Origin of the sequence: Candidatus Stoquefichus massiliensis AP9 (assembly GCF_000455285.1) — a bacterium.
Classification (GTDB): Bacteria; Bacillota_I; Bacilli_A; order Erysipelotrichales; family Coprobacillaceae; genus Stoquefichus; species Stoquefichus massiliensis.
Window position 1 is genome coordinate 1 of the sequence record NZ_HG005287.1, and the last position, 20,822, is coordinate 20,822.

20 protein-coding genes and 1 other annotated feature are annotated in these 20,822 nt (G+C 34.0%); all 20 genes read right to left on the reverse strand.

Annotated features, from left to right (window positions below; translation table 11 throughout):
- Nucleotides 1-156: 156 nt before the first annotated feature.
- Entirely contained in the window at nt 157-465 is a 309-nt protein-coding gene (locus BN350_RS05945) for a PTS sugar transporter subunit IIA (RefSeq protein WP_028042768.1), read from the reverse strand.
- A 109-nt stretch (nt 466-574) separates the two neighbouring features.
- The gene (locus tag BN350_RS05950; protein WP_028042769.1) at nt 575-1,366 is read right to left on the reverse strand and encodes a Cof-type HAD-IIB family hydrolase; all 792 of its coding nucleotides are present in this window, start codon (nt 1,364-1,366) and stop codon (nt 575-577) included.
- An 88-nt stretch (nt 1,367-1,454) separates the two neighbouring features.
- Complete coding sequence (gene tuf / locus BN350_RS05955) at nt 1,455-2,639, reverse strand: elongation factor Tu (RefSeq protein WP_028042770.1); 1,185 nt, start codon at nt 2,637-2,639, stop codon at nt 1,455-1,457.
- A 93-nt stretch (nt 2,640-2,732) separates the two neighbouring features.
- Nucleotides 2,733-4,811 (reverse strand): elongation factor G, encoded by a 2,079-nt coding sequence (fusA, locus tag BN350_RS05960; RefSeq protein WP_028042771.1) that lies wholly within the window; start codon nt 4,809-4,811, stop codon nt 2,733-2,735.
- A gap of 30 nt (nt 4,812-4,841) precedes the next feature.
- Nucleotides 4,842-5,312, reverse strand: a complete 471-nt coding sequence (gene rpsG, locus BN350_RS05965) for a 30S ribosomal protein S7 (protein WP_028042772.1) — start codon at nt 5,310-5,312, stop codon at nt 4,842-4,844.
- 19 nt (nt 5,313-5,331) lie between these two features.
- Entirely contained in the window at nt 5,332-5,745 is a 414-nt protein-coding gene (rpsL, locus tag BN350_RS05970; RefSeq protein WP_028042773.1) for a 30S ribosomal protein S12, read from the reverse strand.
- 191 nt (nt 5,746-5,936) lie between these two features.
- Complete coding sequence (rpoC, locus tag BN350_RS05975) at nt 5,937-9,632, reverse strand: DNA-directed RNA polymerase subunit beta' (protein WP_028042774.1); 3,696 nt, start codon at nt 9,630-9,632, stop codon at nt 5,937-5,939.
- Nucleotides 9,633-9,645: 13 nt separating this feature from the next.
- On the reverse strand, nt 9,646-13,308 hold the full coding sequence (gene rpoB / locus BN350_RS05980) for a DNA-directed RNA polymerase subunit beta (RefSeq protein ID WP_028042775.1): 3,663 nt from the start codon (nt 13,306-13,308) through the stop codon (nt 9,646-9,648).
- 167 nt (nt 13,309-13,475) lie between these two features.
- Nucleotides 13,476-14,069, reverse strand: a complete 594-nt coding sequence (locus BN350_RS05985) for a class I SAM-dependent methyltransferase (protein WP_028042776.1) — start codon at nt 14,067-14,069, stop codon at nt 13,476-13,478.
- Nucleotides 14,070-14,123: 54 nt separating this feature from the next.
- Complete coding sequence (gene rplL, locus BN350_RS05990; protein ID WP_028042777.1) at nt 14,124-14,498, reverse strand: 50S ribosomal protein L7/L12; 375 nt, start codon at nt 14,496-14,498, stop codon at nt 14,124-14,126.
- A gap of 31 nt (nt 14,499-14,529) precedes the next feature.
- A complete protein-coding gene (rplJ, locus tag BN350_RS05995; RefSeq protein WP_028042778.1) occupies nt 14,530-15,048 on the reverse strand; it encodes a 50S ribosomal protein L10 in 519 nt (172 codons plus the stop codon).
- Nucleotides 15,049-15,087: 39 nt separating this feature from the next.
- Nucleotides 15,088-15,208: a sequence feature (ribosomal protein L10 leader region), on the reverse strand.
- 12 nt (nt 15,209-15,220) lie between these two features.
- Nucleotides 15,221-15,901 (reverse strand): 50S ribosomal protein L1, encoded by a 681-nt coding sequence (gene rplA / locus BN350_RS06000; RefSeq protein WP_028042779.1) that lies wholly within the window; start codon nt 15,899-15,901, stop codon nt 15,221-15,223.
- A 23-nt stretch (nt 15,902-15,924) separates the two neighbouring features.
- The gene (gene rplK, locus BN350_RS06005; protein WP_028042780.1) at nt 15,925-16,344 is read right to left on the reverse strand and encodes a 50S ribosomal protein L11; all 420 of its coding nucleotides are present in this window, start codon (nt 16,342-16,344) and stop codon (nt 15,925-15,927) included.
- 205 nt (nt 16,345-16,549) lie between these two features.
- Nucleotides 16,550-17,107 (reverse strand): transcription termination/antitermination protein NusG, encoded by a 558-nt coding sequence (nusG, locus tag BN350_RS06010; RefSeq protein WP_028042781.1) that lies wholly within the window; start codon nt 17,105-17,107, stop codon nt 16,550-16,552.
- 1 nt (nt 17,108) lies between these two features.
- A complete protein-coding gene (secE, locus tag BN350_RS06015) occupies nt 17,109-17,297 on the reverse strand; it encodes a preprotein translocase subunit SecE (protein WP_028042782.1) in 189 nt (62 codons plus the stop codon).
- Nucleotides 17,298-17,307: 10 nt separating this feature from the next.
- Nucleotides 17,308-17,457, reverse strand: a complete 150-nt coding sequence (gene rpmG / locus BN350_RS06020) for a 50S ribosomal protein L33 (protein ID WP_028042783.1) — start codon at nt 17,455-17,457, stop codon at nt 17,308-17,310.
- 37 nt (nt 17,458-17,494) lie between these two features.
- Nucleotides 17,495-18,106, reverse strand: a complete 612-nt coding sequence (locus BN350_RS06025) for a LuxR C-terminal-related transcriptional regulator (protein ID WP_028042784.1) — start codon at nt 18,104-18,106, stop codon at nt 17,495-17,497.
- Between the two features lie 12 nt (nt 18,107-18,118).
- On the reverse strand, nt 18,119-18,850 hold the full coding sequence (rlmB, locus tag BN350_RS06030; protein ID WP_028042785.1) for a 23S rRNA (guanosine(2251)-2'-O)-methyltransferase RlmB: 732 nt from the start codon (nt 18,848-18,850) through the stop codon (nt 18,119-18,121).
- 42 nt (nt 18,851-18,892) lie between these two features.
- Entirely contained in the window at nt 18,893-19,285 is a 393-nt protein-coding gene (locus BN350_RS06035) for a Mini-ribonuclease 3 (RefSeq protein WP_028042786.1), read from the reverse strand.
- A gap of 1 nt (nt 19,286) precedes the next feature.
- Nucleotides 19,287-20,624: a cysteine--tRNA ligase gene (gene cysS / locus BN350_RS06040; protein ID WP_028042787.1), complete on the reverse strand. Its 1,338-nt coding sequence runs from the start codon at nt 20,622-20,624 to the stop codon at nt 19,287-19,289.
- Between the last annotated feature and the right edge of the window lie 198 nt (nt 20,625-20,822).

The window sequence follows — 20,822 nt, forward strand, 5'->3', positions numbered from 1 at the left end:
TGTCGAATCTCTCTTGAGCCGACTTCCATAGTTTACACAATTCCAAGAAAATTGTCAACAACTTTTTTAAAAAAATTTCAAAATTATATTTATATCTATAATAAATAAAAAAGGAATTTCCATTATGGAAACTCCTTTATTAAAATTTGTTAGAAATTAACCAACTTTTTTGTATAAGTCTACAAATTCTTGAGCTAAATCAATTACAACTAATGCAGTCATTAAATGGTCTTGAGCATGTACCATTAATAAATTTAATGGAGCTTTTTCTCCTCTAATTTCTGCTTGAATTAATTCAGTTTGTGCATGATGTGCTTCATTAACAGTTTCTTTAGCATTTTGTAAAGATTCTTCTGCCTTATCTAAGTCTCCAGCTTTTGCATATTGAATAGCTTCAATTGCAGAACTACGAGCGCTACCACTGTTTACGATAAGGTTAATTACAACTTGTTCTTGTTCATCCATTTTTTATTTCTCCTTTGATAAGCAAAATTCAGATTTCATCTGTATCTATATTCTACCAAATTGACACCAAAATTTCAACAACTATCATTAAATAATCACTTTATCTTGTTTATATCAGAGAAAAATGATGAAGGGCTTTCACAATACCATCCTTATCTACATCATCAGTCACATATTGAGCAACCTCTTTTGCCTCTATGGCAGCATTTCCCATCGCAATAGATAATCCTACATGAGAAAGCATTTCTATATCATTTCTTCCATCACCAAAAGCAATAGTATCTTTCATATCTTTTCCAAGTGCTTCAACTAATTTCTCAATTCCTTTAGCTTTAGACTCTCCTTTTAATGTAAGATCAAATGAAAATTCTGATTGATGACGCTGAATATCAAAATAAGGAGATAAACGTTCTACCATAGGTTGAATGTCATCCTTTGAATTGACAACAATCATACCTATATATGTTTCAATTGAATTGACATCAAACTGATCAACAATCACTTCTTCCTTCATACCCCAATTATCCTTAAACTCAATATGTTTAGGATTTGTCTTATTAAGAATATAGATATGATCATTTCCTTCAAAATAATATGCCATATTTCTCTCTTTGCACAATTCATGTGTCTTCTTGATAGCCTCTGCACTAATAATCTTTTTATAAACAGATTTCCCTTTATATTCAACATATGCTCCATTACATGTCACATAGCCACTAAAAGGATAATCCATTACACCATCTAAGATAAAACATTTACAGCGCCCAGTTGCTAAAAAAACATCATCACCTTGATCTTGTAATTGACTCAAAGCATTTCTTGTTGACTCTTGTATCGAATATATATCTTTATTACATTCAATTAGTGTCCCATCTATATCAAAGAAAAATAATTTACTCATATAACTTCCTCCATGATACACATTTTATCACATCTTTTATCAGAAAAATATAAAAAGGTGTCCTAAGACACCTTTAAGTTTAAATTGATTATTCGATAACTTCTGAAACGTTACCAGCACCAACTGTTCTACCACCTTCACGAATTGAGAACTTAGTTCCATTTTCGATAGCGATAGGAGCAATTAATTCAACTGTTAATTCAACGTTATCTCCAGGCATAACCATTTCTACACCTTCTGGTAATTCGATAACTCCAGTTACATCAGTAGTTCTGAAATAGAATTGAGGTCTGTAGTTAGCGAAGAAAGGAGTATGACGTCCACCTTCATCTTTTGATAAGATATAAACTTGAGATTTGAATTTTTTGTGTGGATGTACTGAACCAGGTTTAGCTAATACTTGTCCACGTTGAATTTCTTCTCTGTTGATACCTCTTAATAATACACCTACGTTGTCTCCAGCTTCAGCATAGTCTAGTAATTTACGGAACATTTCAATTCCAGTAGCAACTGTGTTAGCTGTATCATGGATACCAACGATTTCGATTGGATCGTTTAATTTTAATTGTCCTCTTTCAACACGTCCAGTAGCAACTGTTCCACGTCCAGTGATTGTAAATACATCTTCAACTGGCATTAAGAATGGTTTGTCAGTGTCACGAGTTGGAGTTGGAATATATGAATCTACAGCTTTCATTAATTCATGAATAGCTGGAACCCATTTTGGATCTCCTTCTAATGCTTTTAAAGCTGATCCACGGATGATTGGTGTATCATCTCCAGGGAATTCATATTCATTTAATAATTCACGAACTTCCATTTCAACTAATTCGATTAATTCTTCGTCATCAACCATATCACATTTATTTAAGAATACGATGATGTATGGTACACCTACTTGACGAGATAATAAAATATGTTCTCTTGTTTGTGGCATAGGTCCATCAGTAGCAGCAACTACTAAGATAGCCCCATCCATTTGTGCAGCACCAGTGATCATGTTTTTGATGTAGTCTGCATGGCCTGGACAGTCAACGTGTGCATAGTGACGAGTTTCAGTTTCGTATTCAACGTGTGCAGTGTTGATTGTAATTCCACGTTCTTTTTCTTCTGGTGCAGCATCGATAGCAGCGTAATCCATTGCTTGAGCTTGTCCATCTTTAGACAATACAGTAGTGATTGCAGCTGTTAAAGTTGTTTTACCATGGTCAACGTGACCAATTGTTCCGATATTAACATGCGCTTTAGAGCGGTCAAATTTTTCTTTAGCCATTATAAGCTTCCTCCTATATAAGTTTATTAAAATTTTTACATATACATTCTAAATGATTTAACAAGAAATTGCAATAACTTCTTTCACTAGAATTTAATTGTTTCCACCATTTTTCTTAATGATTTCTTCTTTAATTGATTTTGGTACTTGTTCATAACGATCAAATTTCATAGAATAGTTTCCACGACCTTGTGTAAATGATCTTAAATCAGTAACATACCCGAACATTTCAGATAAAGGTACACTTGCTTGTACTAATACAGCATTACCTCTTTCTTCCTGTCCTTCAATCATTCCACGTCTAGATGAAATATCACCCATAACGCTTCCTAAATATTCAGATGGTGCAGTAATTTCTACTGCCATGATTGGTTCTAAGATAACTGGATCACATTTTTTAGCAGCTGCTTTTAAAGCCAAACTTGCAGCAACCTTGTATGCCATTTCAGATGAATCGACATCATGGTAAGAACCATCGAATAATGTTGCTTTGATATCTAATATTGGATATCCAGCAATCATACCATTTTGTAAAGCATCTTCAAGACCAACTCTTACAGAACTAATATATTCTCTTGGTACTGTTCCACCGACAACGGCATCCACGAATTCAAATCCTTTACCTTCATTAGGTTCAAACTTAATCCATACATGTCCATATTGTCCACGACCACCAGATTGACGTACAAACTTACCTTCACAATCAGCAGCTTGTCTAATTGTTTCTCTGTAAGCAACTTGTGGTGCACCAACGTTAGCTTCTACTTTAAATTCTCTCTTTAAACGATCTACAATAACATCTAAGTGTAATTCACCAACCCCAGCAATAATAGTATCACCAGTTTCAGGATTTGTTGTCACTCTGAATGTTGGATCTTCTTCAGCTAATCTTGATAAACCATTACTTAATTTATCTTGGTCTTGTTTTGTTTTTGGTTCAATAGCCAATTCAATAACTGGTTCAGGGAATTCCATTTTTTCTAAGATGATGAAATTCTTTTCATCACAGATAGTATCCCCAGTTGTTGTATTTTTGAAACCTACTGCTGCAGCGATATCTCCAGCGTAAACTTCATCAATTTCCTTACGTGTATTAGCATGCATCTGCAAGATACGTCCTAAACGTTCTTTCTTATCTTTTGTTGAGTTCAAAATATAAGATCCAGATGCAACAGTTCCTGAATAAACACGGAAGAATGTTAATTTTCCAACGAATGGATCTGCCATGATCTTAAATGCTAATGCAGAGAATGGTTCATCATCACTTGGATGTCTTTCTACTTCATTACCATCTTCATCTTCACCTTTAATTGATGGAACATCAGTTGGTGCAGGTAAGAAATCAATAACAGCATCTAACATACATTGAACACCTTTATCTTTGTATGCAGACCCACATAATACTGGGAATAATTCAACAGCTAATACACCTTTACGGATAGCAGCTTTGATTTCTTCTTCAGTAATATTGTCATCTTCTTCTAATACCTTCATCATCAAATCATCATCATATGAAGCAGCAGCTTCAATCATTTTTTGACGGTATTCTTCAGCTTGAGCTTTCATATTTTCAGGGATTTCAGAATAAACAACGTTTTCTCCTTTTGTTCCTTCAAAATGAACAGCTTGCATTTTAATTAAGTCAATTAATCCTTCAAATGTATCCTCAGCGCCAATTGGCAATTGAATAGCAACAGCATTTGCATCTAATCTCTTTCCAATTGATTCTACTGACATAATAAAATCTGCACCAGTTGCATCCATTTTATTACAGAATACAATTCTAGGTACTCCATAAGTTGTTGCTTGACGCCAAACTGTTTCAGTTTGAGGTTCAACACCAGCCTTTGAGTCTAATACAGTAACAGCACCATCAAGTACACGTAATGAACGTTCTACTTCAACAGTAAAGTCAACATGGCCCGGAGTATCAATAATATTAACACGATATCCATTCCATTGTGCAGTAGTAGCTGCAGAAGTGATTGTAATACCACGTTCTTGTTCTTGCTCCATCCAGTCCATTTGTGAAGCACCATCATGTGTTTCACCAATCTTATGAATTTTTCCTGTGTAATAAAGAACACGTTCAGTTGTTGTTGTTTTACCAGCATCAATATGAGCCATGATTCCAATATTACGAGTTTTTTCTAACGAAAATTCACGAGCCATAATTTTCTCCTTTCGATTATTTTCTTTATATTACCAACGGAAATGTGCAAATGCTTTATTAGCTTCAGCCATTTTATGAGTATCTTCTTTTTTCTTTACAGAAGCACCAGTACCATTAGATGCATCAATGATTTCATTAGCTAGACGATCAACCATATTCTTTTCGTTTCTTAAACGAGAATAGTTGACTAACCATCTTAAACCTAATGTCATTCTTCTTTCTGGTGATACTTCAACTGGCACTTGATAGTTAGCTCCACCAATACGTCTTACTTTTAATTCAAGTACAGGCATAATGTTGTTGATAGCTTGATCAAACACTTCCATTGCTGGATTACCAGTCTTTGCTTCAACTTTTGTAAATGCTTCATATAAGATGTTTTGAGCAACACCTTTTTTACCATCAAGCATAATATTGTTAATTAATTTTGTAACTACCTTTGAATTATAAATTGGATCTGGTAGTACATCTCTTTTTGCTACGCGTCCTCTTCTTGACATCAGTTTTTCCTCCTATCTCTTATTTTTTAGGTCTTTTAGCTCCATAACGAGAGCGTCCTTGCATACGATCTTTAACTCCAGCACAGTCCATAGTACCACGAATAATATGGTAACGAACCCCTGGTAAATCCTTAACACGTCCTCCACGAATTAACACAACACTATGTTCTTGTAAGTTGTGCCCAATTCCAGGGATATATGCAGTAACTTCCATTCCGTTTGATAAACGAACACGGGCATATTTACGTAAAGCCGAGTTAGGTTTCTTAGGTGTCATAGTGGCAACACGTGTACAAACACCACGTTTTTGAGGTGCACTAATGTTAGTTGGCTTTTTTAACAATGAGTTATACCCTCTATTTAACGCTGGTGATTTTGATTTTGAAGTTTTTTCACTACGTCCTTTTCTGACTAATTGATTAATTGTAGGCATATTTTTCTCCTTTCCTTTCTTCTTAACACACAATTCCGGGTGTTTCATTTTTTATCAGAATAAATGTACTCTATATCGAGCACCGAAGATGATTATAGTTTAATCATTCTGAAATGTCAATATTTTTTTTAAAAATATTGACAACATCAAACAAAAATGCAACAAGGGTAAGTTTCCTTACCCTTGTATCATTATTCTACATTTGTAAACTGTTCTTCAGTATCAGTACTTAATAAATCTTCTGAAAGAGTTTCAGCTTCTAGCTTTTCAGCCTCTTCCAATTCTCTTTCCTTACGTGCTTCCTCTTCTTCTCTTGCAATTGTCTCAGGAGATTTTAATGGTCCACGAAGTCCAGTACCAGCTGGTAATAATTTACCAATAATAACATTTTCCTTAAGACCAGTTAAAGTATCAACTTTTCCTTTAATTGCAGCATCAGTCAAGATTTTTGTTGTTTCCTGGAATGATGCAGCTGATAAGAATGATTCTGTCTCTAATGAAGCTTTCGTAATACCTAATAAGATAGGTCTACCAACAGCAGGATGTTTACCATTCTTTAATACATCAGTATTTAAATCTGTAAACTTTTGTACATTAACATGAGTTCCAGGTAACGCTCCAGTATCCCCACCTTCAACAATACGAATTTTCTTTAACATTTGACGTACAATAACTTCTATGTGCTTATCAGAAATTTCAATACCTTGTAAACGGTATACCTTTTGTACTTCTTTTAGGATATAGTTTTCTACAGCTTCAACATCAGCAACAGCTAATAATTCTTTAGGATCAATAGAACCTTCAGTAATCTTAGAACCAATACCTACTTCATCACCTACAGAAACTCTTAATTTTGCACCATAAGGAGCTAAATAACTCTTTGTTTCTAATATATTAGAGACAACAACTTCAGCACGTCCATTGTTATCAATAATATTTGAAACTTCACCTTCAATTTCAGAAATAATAGATTTTGCTTTTGGATTTCTTGCTTCAAATAATTCTTGAATACGAGGTAACCCTTGAGTAATGTCAGCACCACCAGCAACTCCACCCATGTGGAATGTACGCATTGTTAACTGTGTACCAGGTTCACCAATAGATTGAGCAGCCATAATACCAATAGCTTCACCTAATTCTACTTTTTCACCTGTTGCTAAGTTACGTCCATAACACTTTCTACAAATTCCGCCTCTCGCTTTACATCCAAGAACAGATCTGATTTCAACTTCTTTAATACCTGCATCAGTGATTTCTCTTGCTGATGTTTCATCCATCATTTCACCAGCTTTGATAATGACTTCACCAGTTACAGGATGAATAATATCTTTTTGAGAATAGCGACCAACAAGTCTATCATATAAAGGCACAATAATAGAATTGTCAGAAGTGTTATATAATTCTGTTACCATGAATCCTCTATCAGTTCCACAATCATCTTCAGTAACAATAACTTCTTGTGCAACATCTACTAAACGTCTTGTTAAGTAACCAGAATCGGCAGTTTTCAAAGCAGTATCAGTAGATCCTTTACGAGCTCCATGGGTAGAAATAAAGAATTCAGATGCAGTTAAACCTTCTCTAAATGATGATTTGATAGGCAACTCAATCGTTTCACCTTTAGGGTTAGACATCAACCCACGCATACCAACTAATTGTGTAAAGTTGGAAATATTTCCACGGGCACCTGAGTCAGACATAATGAAGATTGGATTCTTAGTGTCAGCTTCGAATTCTTCCTTTACGACACCTTGAACTTCATCTTTAACACCTTCCCAAAGTTTAACGACTGTATTCTTTCTTTCTTCTTCAGTTAACTTACCTTTACGATATAACTTTTTAATAACTTCTAATTTATCATCAGCTTTTTCAAATAAAACATACTTACTTTGTGGAACCTGAATATCATATACAGATACAGTAATTCCAGCAATTGTTGAATAATAGAATCCTTGATCCTTTAATTTATCAAGCATTGCAGTAATTTCTGTTGTTTTATTTAATTTAAATGCCTCATCAATGATATTTCCTAATGCTTTCTTACCTAATGGTTTAATAATAGGTTGTTCAGCAATATGTTTTCTAATATCAGTTCCCAATGGAACAAAATATTTATCAGGAGTTGATTCTAAGTTTTCTTTACTTGGATCATTAATGAATGGGAAATTCCCATCAAAGATTTGATTAAATATAATCTTACCAACAGTTGTAATTAAATAACTATTATTTTGAACTTCATTAAATGTCTTGTTATTTAAAGATTTTCCTCTAATAGCGACTCTTGTATGCAAGTGAACAGCCTTTGCATCATAAGCCATGAGAACTTCATTCACATCAGCAAAAACAGTTCCTTCACCAATCTTACCAGCTTCTTCTAATGTTAAGTAGTAGTTACCTAACACCATATCTTGAGATGGTGTAACAATTGGTTTACCATCTTTAGGTCCTAAGATATTCCCTGACCCCAACATCAATTGTCTTGCTTCTTGAATTGCTTCTTCCCCTAAAGGTACATGGACTGCCATTTGGTCACCATCGAAATCGGCATTAAATGCAGGTGTAACCAATGGATGAAGACGAATTGCACGTCCTTCAACTAACTTAGGTTCAAATGCTTGAATACCTAATCTATGAAGTGTTGGTGCACGGTTCAATAAGACTGGATGTTCTTTAATAACCTCTTCAACGATAGGCCAAATAGCATCATCCATTTTATCAATTAATCTTTCAGCAGCTTTGATGTTTGTCGCAATCTGCTCTCTTACTAATCCACTAATAACAAATGGTTTGAATAAATTTAAAGCCATCTCACGTGGAATACCACATTGATACATCTTTAAGTCAGGCCCTACAGCGATAACTGAACGTCCTGAGTAATCAACACGTTTACCAAGTAAGTTTTGGCGGAAACGTCCTTGTTTTCCTTTTAAAGTATGACTTAATGATTTTAATGGTCTACCACCAGCACCAGTAATTGGTTTAGAACGACGTCCATTATCAATTAAAGCATCAACAGCTTCTTGTAACATACGTTTTTCATTTTGTACAATAATTGATGGTGTTCCTAACTCTAATAATTTCTTCAAACGATTATTACGCGTAATAACACGTCTATATAAATCATTTAAGTCACTTGTTGCAAAACGTCCACCATCCAATTGTAACATTGGACGTAAATCAGGTGGAATCACTGGAAGAACATCTAAAATCATCCATTCGGGTTGATTTTGAGAAGTTCTAAAAGCTTCAATGGCTTCTAATCTCTTCAACAACTTTGCACGTCTTTGCCCTTGAGCTTCTTTTAATTCTCTCGTAACAGTTTCAAATTCTTCATCAAGATCAACTTTTTGTAATAAAATTTTAATCGCTTCAGCTCCTGTTTTTGCCTCAAACTGATGACCAAATTTTTCATAACAATTACGATAATCTCTTTCAGATAAAACTTGTTTGTATTCTAATGGTGTACTTCCTTTATCAGTTACAACATAAGATACGAAATAGATAATTTCTTCTAATTGTTTAGGAGACATATCAAGAATAAGACCCATTCTTGAAGGAATTCCTTTTAAATACCAGATATGAGCAACTGGTGTTGCTAATTCAATGTGTCCCATACGTTCACGACGAACTGATGATTTTGTGACTTCTACACCACAACGATCACAGACAACACCTTTATATCTGACTTTCTTATACTTACCACAGCTACATTCCCAATCCTTAGATGGTCCAAAGATTCTTTCACAGAATAGACCATCTTTTTCAGGTTTTTGAGAACGATAATTAATAGTTTCAGGTTTTTTAACTTCACCATAAGACCATTCACGAATTTTTTCTGGAGAAGCTAATCCAATTTGGATTGCTGAAAAGTTATTGACATCTGCCATTCATTGTTTCCTCCTATTCTTCGTTACTTTCTTCATCATCAGTAAAGAGATCATCGATGACAGAATCTAAATCATCAAATGATTCATCTTCTTCAGTGAAATCGCCTTCTACCTCTTCTTCTACAACTTCCTGAGTTATCTCTTCAGGTTCTTCAGGATTAGTATCAATAGAAGTAGGGAAACGACGTTCTTCATCTTCAATCTTTCTTTCATCTAATTCATTGCCATCTTCATCTAGCATTTGAATATCTAATGCCAAAGCTTGTAATTCTTTTTTCAAGACTCTAAATGATTCTGGTAATCCAGGATCTGGTAATTTTTGTCCCTTAACAATCGCTTCATAAGTTTTTACACGACCAACAACATCATCAGACTTAACAGTTAAAATTTCACGTAATGTGTATGCAGCACCATAAGCTTCAAGTGCCCAAACTTCCATTTCCCCAAATCTTTGTCCACCATTTTGAGCCTTACCACCAAGTGGCTGTTGTGTAACTAATGAATAAGGACCAACAGATCTTGCATGTAACTTATCATCAACCATGTGGGCTAATTTAATCATATACATAACCCCAACAGAAACTTTTGAATCAAAATATTCACCAGTACGACCAGAGATAACAGGTTGTTTACCATCAACTGGCATTCCTGCTTCTTTCATAATGTTTTCCAGATCTTTTGCATTAATACCATCAAAAGCTGGTGTTGCAAAATACATTCCTAATTCTCTCGCTGCATAACCTAAATGCAACTCAAGAACTTGTCCGATATTCATACGAGATGGTACCCCTAATGGATTTAACATAATATCCAATACTGTTCCATCTTCTAAGTGTGGCATATCTTCGATTGGTAAGATTTTAGAGATAACCCCTTTATTACCATGACGACCAGCCATTTTATCTCCTTCAGAAATTTTACGTTTTTGAACGATATAAACTTTCACAACCTTATTCACACCTGGTTGTAATTCATCGCCTTTCTTTCTTTCAAAGACTTTAATATCATGAACAATCCCAGCACCACCATGAGGAACTCTTAAAGAATTATCTTTAACTTCTCTAGATTTTTCACCAAAGATAGCTAATAATAATTTTTCTTCAGCTGATAATTCAGCTTGTCCTTTAGGAGTCACCTTACCAACTAAGATATCTCCTTCTTTCACCTCAGCACCAATCATAATAATTCCTTCGCTGTTTAAGTTCTTACGAGCCTCTTCACCAACATTAGGAATATCTCTTGTGATTTCTTCTGGGCCTAATTTTGTATCACGACATTCAATACTATACTCTTCAATATGAACAGATGTATAAACATCTTCTTTCACTAATCTTTCAGACATGATAACAGCATCTTCATAATTATAACCATTCCATGTCATGAATCCTACTAAAACATTTTGACCAAGCGCTAATTCACCTTGTTCCATTGATGGACCATCTGCTAAGATTTGTCCCTTCAGAACTTTATCACCAGTTTTTACTATTGGTCTATGATTAATACATGTACCAGCATTCGAAATTGCAAACTTAGTTAAACGATAAGAATGCGGTCCTGTATCTTCTTCAACTATAATCTTCTTGGCATCAACATAAGTCACAATACCTTCTTTTTTAGCTACAACTGCAGCTCCAGAATCTCTTGCTGCCTGATATTCCATACCAGTTCCGACAAAAGGTGTGTGTGGTTTTAATAAAGGAACGGCCTGACGTTGCATGTTGGCACCCATTAAAGCACGTGTTGCATCATCGTTTTCAAGGAATGGAATACAAGATGTCGCAACAGAAACAATTTGTTTAGGTGAAATATCGATAAAATCAACTTCATTGGGTTTTGCCATAATATTTTCACCTAAGTGACGAGCAATAACCTGTTCATCTAAAATTTCACCATTCTCCCCAATCTTTACTTTTGCTTGGGCAATTATATAATTTTTTTCTTCATCAGCAGTTAAATAACGGACATCACTTTCATCAATGAGACTATTATTCACTTTACGATAAGGTGTTTCAATAAAACCATATTTATTTATTTTAGCATAAGAAGCCAATGTAGAAATTAACCCGATATTTGGACCTTCAGGTGTTTCAATTGGACAAATACGACCATAATGAGATGGATGGACATCACGTACTTCATAACCAGCTCTATCTCTTGATAACCCACCTGGTCCTAATGCAGATAAACGACGTTTATTCGTCAACTCAGCCAAAGGATTAATTTGATCCATGAATTGAGATAATTGTGAAGATGAGAAGAATTCTTTCATCGCTGCAGTTAATGGACGAATATTTGTTAATGATTGAGGTGTAACACTATCAACTTCAGATAATGACATTCTTTCTTTAACAACTCTTTCCATTCTTGATAAACCAATTCTAAACTGATTTTGAATTAATTCGCCAACAGAACGAACACGTCTATTTCCCAAATGATCAATATCATCTAATAATCCAATTCTACTCATTAAATTGACTCTATCATCACTAGCTAAATCTAATGAATCATAAATATCAACAAGATTAAGCATATATGAATAAGCAGCTAACATATCAGAGATTGTAATATACTTACAATCCAAAGATAAATCAGTACCTACAACTTTCATTTTCTTAGATTTTGACTCATCTACATAAACCTCTAAAACTTGGATTCTGCCATGTGATTTTAAGAAGTCATTTGTTTTCACATCAACACTATGTGCTCCAGCAGTAAAAACTGGTGCTAAAATATCAACTTTATCTTTCGTTAATAAAGTTCCTGCTTCCATCACAACATGACCGTTTACATCTTTAACATCTTCAGCTAATACACGATTTGTAATACGATCAATAAGACTTAATTTTTTACCAAGTTTAAAACGTCCAGCACGAGCAAGATCATATCTTTTCGCATCAAAGAACTTAGCGTATAGTAAAGTATTCGCACCCTCTAAAGTAGCTGGTTCTCCTGGTCTTAATTTGTTATAAATTTCAATTAAAGCTTCATCAGTGTTGTGAGTTGTATCTTTCGCCAAAGTATTTCTAATAAACTCATGATCACCTAAAACTTCAATAATTTCTTCGTCACTACTCAATCCTAAGGCACGTAAAAGAATTGTACCTGGAATTTTACGTGTACGATCAATACGTACATTTAAAATATCTTTTGCATCATTTTCAAATTCTAACCATGTTCCTCTTGAAGGAATCACACTTCCAGTAAACACAGTCTTACCACTTTTATCCATAGCATCTGCAAAATATGCTCCTGGTGAACGTACTAATTGTGAAACAATAACACGTTCAGCACCATTAATAATAAAAGTTCCTGAATCTGTCATTAGTGGGAAATCACCCATAAAGACTTCATTCTCTTTAATTTCTCCAGTTCCGTTATTTACCAAACGAAGAGTAGCACGAATTGGCGCTGAATAGTTAGCATCTCTATCCTTCGCTTCATCTACTGAATACTTCGGCTCATCAAAACGGCAATCAACAAACTCTAATGTTAATGTTTCATTAAAATTGCTGATTGGATAAACATCATTAAACACTTCTTTAATACCCTCATTCTTAAACCAATCATAAGAATTTGTCTGAATTTCTACCAAGTTAGGAAGTTCTAATGAACCACTAATTCTTGAATAATTACGACGATTAATACGACTTTTTGCTTGAGTTACATTCTTTTCCAAGTCCGCTTCACTCCTTATTAATTATCTCTATCTTCACTTCAAAGCATAACGAAAAACACTGCTTTTTATACATGAGTAGGCATTGTATTATACTAGCATAGAGACTAGTTGAAGTCAATACCAAATCAAAAATTTCAAAATTTCTTTTGAAAGTATAAAAATCAGCGTTATTTCACTGCTTTTAATATAAAATATCCTTTATCTCTTTTTAAAATCTCACAATTCCCAAAGACTTCTTCCATCTTCTTCTTTGCTGATGGTGCCCCTTGCTTTTTTTGAATAACAACAATCAATTCACCATGACCATTTAAATGATCGTAAGCCTTTTCTAATATTTCAAAAACAACTTTTTTACCAGCTCTAATTGGTGGATTGGAAACAATCACATCAAATGAATCTGTCACATTTTCATAAATATGACTGACATATGCACAAATATTTTCTACATCATTGCATAAAATAGATTCATTTGCAAGATGAACAGCTCTTTCATTGACATCAATCATATCAACGTGTAACCATGGATATTCTTTTTTTAATGAAATACCTAACGTCCCATAACCACAACCAACATCCAATAGAGAATTCTGTTCTTTAGTGATGTTCATACATTCAAGCAAAACACGCGATCCATAATCAACACGTTCCTTAGAGAAAACACCAAAATCACTCACAAAAGTCATTTGATGTTTTCGATATGTAAAAGGAATTCGTATTTCTTGAGATTTCAAGTCAACGTTATTTGTATAATAATGTGTCATCTTTTTTCTCCTTAAAAAAGAGCCCCTTGTAAGGGCTCTTCATTAGTGTAACAATTATTTAACTTCTACAGTTGCTCCAGCAGCTTCTAATTGTTCTTTAATCTTAGCTCCTTCTTCAGCAGGAACATCTTTTTTGATTTCAGCAGGTGCTTTGTCAACTAAACCTTTAGCTTCAACTAAACCTAATCCTGTGATTTCTCTTACAGCTTTGATAACAGCAACTTTAGTAGCTCCAACATCAGTTAATGTTACAGTAACATTAGCAGGTGCTGCATCAGCTCCAGCTGCATCTCCACCAGCAACAACAGCTACAGGTGCAGCAGCAGTTACATCAAATTTTTCTTCAATTGCTTTTACTAAATCATTTAATTCTAAAATTGTAGCTTCTTCTAAGTAAGCTAAGATATCTTCATGTGTTAATTTTGCCATTTTTATTTCCTCCATTTATATTTTTAATTAACTATTCAGCAGCAGGTGCTGCTTCTTCTCCACCTTGTGCATCAGCAACAGCTTGAATAACTCTTGCCACTTTTGCAACAGGTTCTTTCATACATGCAAGTAACATTGAGTACATACCTTCACGATTAGGTAATTTTGCTACTGCCATAACTTCTTCTTGAGGTAAGAATTTACCTTCAACATAACCCGCTTTAATTTGTAAAGCTTCATGTTTTTTAGCGAACTCTGCTAAAATTCTAGCAGGAGCCACTGCATCATCATGCCCAAAAGCAATTGCATTAGGACCAACAAGATAATCATTAAGTTCGCTCATACCAGCTTCTTCTGTAGCTCTTTGCACTAATTTGTTTTTATAAACTTTAAATCCAACATTTTCAGTTCTTAAAGTTCTACGTAACTCAGTGATGTCAGCAACAGTTAATCCACGGTATTCAACAACAACTGCTGATTGTGAATTCTTTAAATTTTCAGCAATTTCATTAACAACTTGTTGTTTTGCCTCTAAAATCTCTTTTGACATTGTTACACCTCCTATAAAATTTTTTATATATGCAACAATATATCCGTTAAAAAACTCCCACGTAAAAACGAGGGAGTTTGTCAATGTGAGTTGACAATATCACCTCGGCAACTGATTAAGGTTTCCCCGTTGCTGTCTACGGTATATTGATTGCGCCTTTTTGTTTTACTTCTTATCCTTGAACTTTAACGCTTGGTCCCATAGTTGTTGAGATCACAACGTTTTTCATATAAGTTCCTTTAGCAGAAGCAGGTTTTGATTTTAATAATAAATCAAATACTGTTCTAAAGTTTTCAACTAATTTTTCATCATCAAATGATACTTTACCAATTGGCATATGAACATTACCATCTTTATCTGTACGGTAAGTCACTTTACCAGCTTTTGTTTCTTGAACAGCTTTTGTAACATCCATAGTTACTGTTCCTGTCTTAGGGTTAGGCATTAAACCTTTAGGTCCTAAAATACGACCTAATTTTCCTAATTCAGCCATCATATCAGGTGTAGCAATCATAACTTCAAAGTCTAACCAACCTTTTTGGATGTCCTCTAAAATTTCTTTTCCACCTACAATATCAGCACCAGCAGCTTTTGCTTCTTCAACTTTAGCCCCTTGAGTGATAACTAATACTTTTTTTGTTTTTCCAGTTCCATGTGGTAACACAACAGCTCCACGTAATTGTTGATCTGCATGTCTTGTATCTAATCCTAATTTGAATGCAACATCAACACTTGCATCGAATTTTAAATTACTTGTTTTCTTTACTAAAGCAACTGCTTCTTCAATTGGGTAAGCTTTACCTTTTTCAATAAGAGCAGCGGCTTCTTGATATCTTTTACCTTTTTTAGCCATTTTCTTTTCTCCTCTTCATCAAATTAGGCATCTAAGCCTTCAACTTTAACACCCATATTACGAGCAGTACCAGCTACGATTTTCATCGCACCTTCTAAATCATTTGCATTTAAATCTGGCATCTTGTACTCAGCGATTTCTTTTAATTTATCAGCTGATAAAGTTGCAACTGTTTGCTTTGCATCAGATGCAGCTTTCTTAATTCCACATGCTTTCTTAATCATTTCAGCAGTTGGAGCAGTTTTTAATGCAAAATCAAAGCTCTTATCTTCATAGATAGTTAATACAACTGGTACAGTTTCTCCCATACGATCTTTAGTTTGATCATTGAAAGCAGTACAGAACTTTGGCATTTGAATACCAGCACCTGCTAAAGCTGGACCTGGTTTTGCCCCACCAGCTGGGAATTGAATTTTCATAACTCTTACGACTTTCTTGCTCACGCGACACACCTCCTATTAAAATTTGTCCGTGCTGTGGTCAGTTGGATATCAATCCTCCCACGCATAGTAACACATATTGCGTCGAATAAATATTATACACATACTTTTCAATAATGCAAGCATTTTATTGAATTTAACAAACTTTTTTAATATAGACATTAACTATATCTTTTTCAAAAAGAAAAAGGTCATCAAGACCTTATCATTATAATTCTGCTTTTTCTAATTGAATTAATTCAATTTCCATTGGTGTTGAATTTCCCAAGAAATCAACCAAGACAGTTGCAACCTCTTTTTCTTGATCAATTGATTCAACTTTCCCTTCTTTTCCTGCAAAAGGACCAGAAAGAACTTTAACCTCATCACCAACTTCAAAATTAACTTCAATTTTTGAAGTTTGAATACCCATTTTCTTTAAGATAGGATCAATCTCATGATTTTGTAATGGGAAAGGTTTTGCCCCACCACCTGAAGAACCAATAAATCCTGTAACACCAGATGTATTACGTACAACATACCATGCTTCATCAGTCATAACCATTTCAACAAGAACATATCCTGGAAACATGTTTTTTGTTTTATTAATTTTCTTACCATCTTTAATTTCTGTTTCAACATGTTCTGGAATAACAATATTAAACAAACAATCTTGTAATCCCATAGATTCAACACGTTTTTCTAAATTTTCTTTAACTTTATTTTCGTGACCAGAATATGTATTAACAACATACCATCGTCTTCCTTCTTCATTCATTCCTGGCATACTAGTTCATCCCCAATGCTTTCAAAATTATAGCGATAATCGCATCGCTACCATAAAAATAAATTCCAAATAAAAAACAGAAAATCAAAACAATCATTGAATTATATGCCAATTCTTTCTTTGTCAACCAATGAATATTCTTGATTTCAGCACGTACACCTTTAAGCGTACACCATTCCTTGATCTTCATGACCTACCTCCTATTTTGTTTCTTTATGCAGAGTATGTTTTCCACACTTTTTACAATATTTTCTTAATTCCAATCTTTCTACATTTACACGTTTATTTTTAGTTACTGAATAATTACGTGACAAACACTCTGTGCATACCAAAATAACTTTTTGTTTCATGTCCATCACTCCTTTTCGTTCTTATAATTTAACACATTTATTCTAACTCGTCAATGGCGAGTACCTTTTTATGATAACGATAAACCGCATTATACACACTTTTTATCGAAATATCCAATCTATCTGCAATTTCTTTTTCATCAAAGCCCGCTTTTTTATATGCCATAACTTCTCTTTCACGCAAAGAAGTTGTTTTATGAATTTGAGCATTATAATCTAATCTTTTTTCTTTAACTTTTAAAGCAATATCAGGATAATCTCTTTTCATAGGATCACCAATAATATCTTCATATCGCATACGTTGGTCATCTCCTATGTAACTATCCAAAGAAACGACCATACAAGTAGAATAATATTCATCTTTAACTATTCGACTCAAACTTAATATTCTTCGAATAATTGATCGTTTCATAAACGTCTTTAAACTGGTTTTTTGATCCAGACGATAACTATCAATAATATTAGAGAAAGTTGCCATTGCAAATTGAAGATAATCTTCAAACTCCCATCCTTCAACCCGATGATAACAATATGGACGAATCCATCCAGCTACTTGACGATAATAACTTTTATATAAAATATCTTCTGCCTCCTGGCTACCACAACGCATTAAATAAATCAATTCATCATCATTTATGTAACGTTCCACGTTACCTCCCTTCTACTTCAAAGGATGACGAGAATTGTAAACTTGATAAAGAATTAGTGCTGTTGCAACTGATGCATTAAGTGATGTGACATGACCTGTCATCGGTAATACAACATTCATATCACAATGTGATTTAACCAATCGTGAAATACCAAAACCTTCTGATCCAATGACAATCACCAATGGCATATTGTAATCAATAGAACGATAGTCCTGAGATTCATTCAAATCACATCCAACAACCCAAAATCCTTTTGTTTTTAGGTCTTGCAGTGTTCTTGAAAGATTTGTCACCTGTGCAACTTTCACATAATCAATAGCACCTGTTGATACCTTAGCAACTGTAGGTGTTAATCCTACACTACGATTTTTACCAATAATAATACCATCGACTTCAATCGCATCACTCGTTCTTAATATAGCCCCTAAGTTATGCGGATCTTCTAATCCATCAAGCATTAATAATAATGGCTGTTTGCCAGAAGGAATAGCTGCTAAGATATCATCTACCTCATAATAATCATAGCCTTCAACCTGAGCAACAATCCCCTGATGAACAACATTTCCAACCATTTGATTTAAGACACCCTTATGAGCGACTATATTCACTTTTATATTCTTAGCTTTTGCCAAAGATATCAACTTCTCATCCATTACATTCTTCATCAGATAAATCTCATAAACAGGTTTATCTCCCTTTAAAGATTGTAAAACTGTATTTTTTCCATAAATATATTGTCTCATATTTTACTCCTTTGTGCGTCTCAAATTTGTCTCATTTTTGTTTCATGAATTTCTCATAACATAGTCTTTATACAATTCAAATAGTTCTTCAATACGTGATTCATTTTTTAATAGATAAAGGTGTCCAATCAAAGCCTCAAATCCTGAAGATTGATTATGCGTAATAATACTTGTGTTTTTTATTGCACGACGACCTTTCGCATTACGTCCACGTTTATAAATTAAAATTTCTTCTTCACTCATCCATTGTCTTTCTATTGCCTCTTTCATAAAACCAGCCTGTGCAACCGCACTTACAAAATCAATAGCTTCTTTCTGTAATAAATCTGGTTTAGTAATATTTTTTTCAACAATGAGATATTCTCTTACATAAACTTCAAAAATAGCATCTCCCAAATAGGCCAAGGCCAATGGATTGATTAATTCCGGTCTCATTCTATATAATTCCTTTTCTCTGTAACTCTGCTCTTAATATATCAGCTTTCTCATAATTCTTATTTGCTTTTTCATTCATCCAATCCTGATACATTGCAATATCATCATCACTCAATTGTTTTGTCTGATGAATAAATCCCATAACATCTAGCATATGCAATAATGTCTGATACTCTCTTGCAATCACAGCATTATCCTTATCACGAACACGCATTGCCTGATTTAATACTTTCACTTGTCCTAAAATCTGTGTCAATGCTAATGAAGTATTCAAATCATCGGCTAAAGCTTCCACCATTTTATCAACGTCTTCCTTGTAGTATTCATCATTCATACAATGATTAACTTGCAAATAAAGTGATGCCTGTTTGATGATATTTTCTACTTTTTCAACTTCCTTTTTAACATTCATTAAAACTTCATCCGTAAAGTTCAGTGGATTACGATAGTGTGTGGACAACATCAACCATTTATAAACATTGCACCCTAGTTCTTCTAATAAATCTTTCGCCCACAATACATTTCCTAATGATTTAGACATTTTTTGATTATTAATATTAATCATCTGATTATGCATCCAAACATTCGCAATTGGATGATGATGACAAGCCATTGACTGTGCAATCTCATTTTCATGATGTGGAAATTTCAAGTCCTGTCCACCACCATGAATATCTATACGTCCATTTTCAAAAATATCATTAATCATCACAACACATTCAGTATGCCACCCCGGTCTTCCTTTAGACCACGGACTATCAAACTGAATTCCTTCATCCGTTTTCTTCCATAAGGCAAAATCCGTAGAGCTTTCTTTTTTATCATTATCATCAACACGTTCACTCGCTCCAGCAATCAAATCTTCAACCTTAATTCCTGATAACATACCATATTCTTCAATCTTCGTCACTCTAAAATAAACATCACCATCAACTTCATAAGCATAACCCTGATCTACAAGATCTTTAATAAAATCTATAATAGGTTGCATTGTTTCAGTCACACGTGGTGCATATGTTGGAAATAATAGATTCAACTCACGTCTCACATCTTCATAAGCTTTAACATATTTATCAGTTAATTCTTTTTCAGTTATTCCTTCAGTTTTTGCCGCCTTAATAATTTTATCATCAACATCAGTAAAATTAGATACAAAAGTTACTTTATACCCCAAATACTCAAAAGTTCTTCTCAAAACATCAAAAACAATCATTGGTCTTGTATTCCCAATATGGACATAGTTATATACAGTAGGTCCACATACATAAATACTCACTTCTCCCTGTTTAATTGGTACAAAATCTTCTTTTTTGTTTGTTAGTGTATTAAATACTTTCATACTTCCTCCTTCAAATAAAAAAGCAAATGATAAAGAACACCTTGTGTCACCCACTTTACCACATGCTTATAGTCTACTTTTAACGCAAGTTAACGTTCTTTCTTTTCAAAAGACTCAGGCAAGGGCATCCAAAATCATCCATTAAGCCATTTCCACCATCAGGCTCTCTCTATAAATATCATTCCTTCTTCATTCTTG